Source organism: Bifidobacterium sp. M3-N-101 (assembly GCF_023656805.1).
Lineage (GTDB): Bacteria > Actinomycetota > Actinomycetes > Actinomycetales > Bifidobacteriaceae > Bifidobacterium > Bifidobacterium breve.
In genome coordinates this window covers 1-3,411 of record NZ_JAMOKQ010000018.1, presented here as the reverse complement: position 1 = coordinate 3,411, position 3,411 = coordinate 1, and the positions used below count along the sequence as shown (strand labels likewise).

General features: G+C 66.7%; 3 protein-coding genes. All 3 read right to left on the bottom strand.

From position 1 onward, the window contains the following. Positions 1-53 precede the first annotated feature (53 nt). From NBH12_RS10770 to NBH12_RS10760, 3 genes are read right to left on the bottom strand one after another with little or no spacing between them, the layout of a single operon-like run. On the bottom strand, positions 54-1,109 hold the full coding sequence (locus NBH12_RS10770; RefSeq protein ID WP_016462422.1) for a tyrosine-type recombinase/integrase: 1,056 nt from the start codon (positions 1,107-1,109) through the stop codon (positions 54-56). Further along, positions 1,106-2,071: a tyrosine-type recombinase/integrase gene (locus tag NBH12_RS10765; protein ID WP_010081384.1), complete on the bottom strand. Its 966-nt coding sequence runs from the start codon at positions 2,069-2,071 to the stop codon at positions 1,106-1,108. Before NBH12_RS10765 ends, NBH12_RS10770 begins: the two co-directional genes overlap by 4 nt. After that, positions 2,068-3,270, bottom strand: coding sequence for a site-specific integrase (locus NBH12_RS10760; protein ID WP_014484092.1), 1,203 nt, complete (start codon positions 3,268-3,270; stop codon positions 2,068-2,070). Before NBH12_RS10760 ends, NBH12_RS10765 begins: the two co-directional genes overlap by 4 nt. Between the last annotated feature and the right edge of the window lie 141 nt (positions 3,271-3,411).

Genomic DNA, 3,411 nt, shown 5'->3' with positions numbered 1-3,411 from the left:
GGGTCTTGGTGGCTGGCCGTGTCCCATGTGGTTTCCCGGCTTAACGTTCCGGGTTATTTGAGGGTGTGTAGTTGTCGGAGTCGTTGCTCGCTGAGCCATGTCTCCTTGGAGGGGTCGGGGCCGGGGTTGGCCGCATCGACGGCTTTGCGCATCATGTCGAGGGTCGCGAACGCGTAGAACGCGCTGGTTGTGCTCATGCTTTCGTGGCCGAGCAGTTGCATGATGAGCGGTAGCGGCACGCCCTGTTGGTAGAGGTCCATGGCGCGGGTCCGGCGGATCAGGTGGCAGTGGACGCGTTCGGGCATGGACGGGCACGTCCCGCGGCGTGCTCTGGCCGCCGCGGTTTTGAGGATCTCGTCGATCCGGTCCACGGAGAGCGGCTGGATGGCGCCGTTCCTCGTCGAGTGGAACAACGGCCTGTCGCCGTCGCGCATGGACGGTCCGGGATGGAATTCCTCGAGGTAGGCGGCCAGGTGGGTTCGTGTCCTTTCTCCCAGGGGCACGACCCGGCTCTTGCCGCGTTTGCCGGTGAGCGTGACCCTGGCCGGCTTATCCATACCCACGTCCGCGATGGTCAGTGCGGCGAGTTCGCCGATCCTGGCGGCGGTGTCGTACATGAGGATCGGGAGCATGCGGTTCCTGCGCGATTTGGCGTCGCCGGTGCCCCATGCGGTCAGCAACGCTTTGGTGTGCTCCTCCCCGAGGTGGTCGACGGGTTTGCGCGCGGGTGGTTTGACACGTATGGCGGCCGCGTCGTTGCCCAGCGCGGTCAATGCCGGGTGTTCGAGGCCCGCGTGGTCGAGGAACACGCGCATCGTCGTCATCCTCAGCATGATGGTGCGGTCCGAGTACCCGCGCTCGGTCCGCATCCATTCGACCCACCGGCCCAGGCGCGCCCGGTCGAAATGCCCGAAACCGATGTGGCTGCGCTGCGTGCCTTCCGTGGTTTCGAGCCATCGGACGTAGGATTCCAGGCCGATGCGGTACGCCTCGACGGTCTTCGGCGAGCTGCCCCGCACCTTGGGCAGCCAGTGGTGCAGCCAGTCGCGCGCGACTCGCCAGAAGTCCGGTTCACCGGAGCTGGCGGCCGTTTTCCTTGCCTTGCTCATGGTTCCTCCGTTTCCGGGACCACGCGTTCGGCGTCGGCGACGAGGTCCGCGTATCCGTCCATGAAATCGGGGCTGGCGTGCACGTAGTAGAGGGTGCTGTCGATGCCGGCGTGTCCCATGTAGGCCGCCAGATAGGGCAGCATCGCCATCACGTCCACGCCGTCGCGAGTCCACCGCTCGATGTTCGCGAACGCGAACCGGTGCCGGAAATCATAGGGCCTGGGCCGTTTGCCGGCTTGTGGCCACTCGAGCCCGGCCCGCGTCCAGACGCGGCGGAACACCACGCCGGGCATGCCCGGGGAGACCGGATTGCCGGTGGAGGTGACGAAGAACGCGGGACGGTCGTCTCCGAAGCGTTCGCGGGACCGTTGGTCGCATTCCAGCAGTTCGGCGGCGACCTCGTCGCCCACGGGCAGCCTGCGGCTGCGACCGGCCTTGGAATCGACCACGTCGATGGAACGGGCCTTGTGGTCGACGTGCCCGACGGCGAGTCTCCTGACCTCTCGGGTGCGCAGCCCGCAGCAGGCCATGAGCATGAAGAACGCGCGAGACTGCCACGCCCACGGCGACGGAGACTCCAACGTTCCCGCGGCCCGCAGGAACAGGGCGGCCTCGCGGTCCGTCAGCAGGTACGGCGTCGGACGCGGGGATCCGGCCTTCCACTGGTCGGAGAGCACGTACGCGTCGGGATCGTGGGCCAGTCGCATCCACCTGCCGAAGTCCCTGATGTACGAGAACCACGAGCGGCAACCCCCGGGATTCGCGTCGATCCTATGGGCGATCCATCGCTCCACGACGCCCCGCTCCAGACGCACGGCCCCGTGTTCGAGGCAATGCCGGTCGAACGAGCGCAGGACCTGGACGCGGGTGGCGCCATGCCTGCCCATGGACGCCTTGAAACGGATGTACTCCTCCAATTCGCCGGCGAGCGGGCCGACGAATCCGTGTTCCGTGGGTCTCATGACGATCCGCCTTCCGGCACGGGCAGCACGCACGCGAGCATTCCCCCGCGGTGCGTGGCCATGTAGACGCGTGTGGAATCGGGGTCGGCGTGGCCAAGCACCGCGCTGATCGTCGGCAACGGCGTGGCCGCCTCCAGCATCCTCGTCGCCGCGTTGCGCCGCAACAGCCTGGAACCGCCCCGGCGTCCGAGCCCGGCGTGCCGCATGACACGGCTGATCGCCTCGTACACCGATGAATGACCCCGAAGCGCGACATGGGGCGCCTTGTACCGCACGAACACACGGTCGTCGTCGGTGGCGGGCCTTTCGTCCAACAGCCAGGACGCCAGCCTCGCGGCCAGCGGTCCCGTCATCGGCACGGTCAACGGATTGCCCGTCTTTCGCTGCACCAGACCTATGCTCATGGAATCCCAATCCACGTCGGCGATCCTCAGACCGATCACATCGCATGCCCTCAGCCCGCACGTCAGCGACAGCAGGGTGATCGCCGCGTCCCTCGACGGCACCGACCGCGAGGCGCACGCCTCCAGCAAGCGGCGGTGCTCGTCGTCGGGCAACGTTCCCGCGATCGCGTGGGTCCTGCGTATGCCGGCCAGGCCGATCGCGTCCGCCAGGTCATCCCGCCCGAGCCATCTGAACAACGGGCGCAGGTCCGACGCGGCGTGCCGCATCGACGACTCCGACCAGCGTGAACGCAGCCCGGCCATGAACCCCAGCACATGCGAGCCATCCGAACCGTCCAACGACACGACCCCATGAGATTCCAGCCACGTGAGGAACAAGCCCGCCATCCGACGGTAATGCCCCACCGTCGCCGAAGCCAGTCCCGAACCGGCGAGATACGCCTCCCAACGCTCCATGACCACGGCCAAACCCGGAACCACCGGCTCCGCAAGCCTGCTCCTGCGCCACTTGCCCAGGTCCACCGAACCGGACCGCAGATACGAGTCGCACAAACGCGCCAGCCTGCCGTAATCGAACCACCGCTGCCTGCTGAAACCGCCCGTCCGCTCACTGAAGGTCGACGCGGCGAACCCCGCGCCCAACCCACGCGTGTACACCGCATCCGGGCCTCCGGCGTACCGTTCCAACGCCCTGATGGACTTGCGGTACTGGCCTATGGTGGATTCCATATAACCGGCCCCGTAAAGCGCGCGGACCACCTCGCCCGCGACATGGCCAACCGTCGTCTCACCCATGGCAAACTCCTTCGTTCGAATCAAATGGGACAAGACGAACATAACCCGGAACGTTAAGCCGGGAAACCACATGGGACACGGCCAGCCACCAAGACCCCGAACCGTTCCCCGGCTTAACAACAAACCCGGCTTAATCACTGT

Bases quoted from the DNA above. Each gene is read 5' to 3' on its own strand.
- NBH12_RS10765 (WP_010081384.1), bottom strand. From the start codon at position 2,071: ATGAGACCCACGGAACACGGATTCGTCGGCCCGCTCGCCGGCGAATTG.
- NBH12_RS10760 (WP_014484092.1), bottom strand. From the start codon at position 3,270: ATGGGTGAGACGACGGTTGGCCATGTCGCGGGCGAGGTGGTCCGCGCG.
- NBH12_RS10770 (WP_016462422.1), bottom strand. From the start codon at position 1,109: ATGAGCAAGGCAAGGAAAACGGCCGCCAGCTCCGGTGAACCGGACTTC.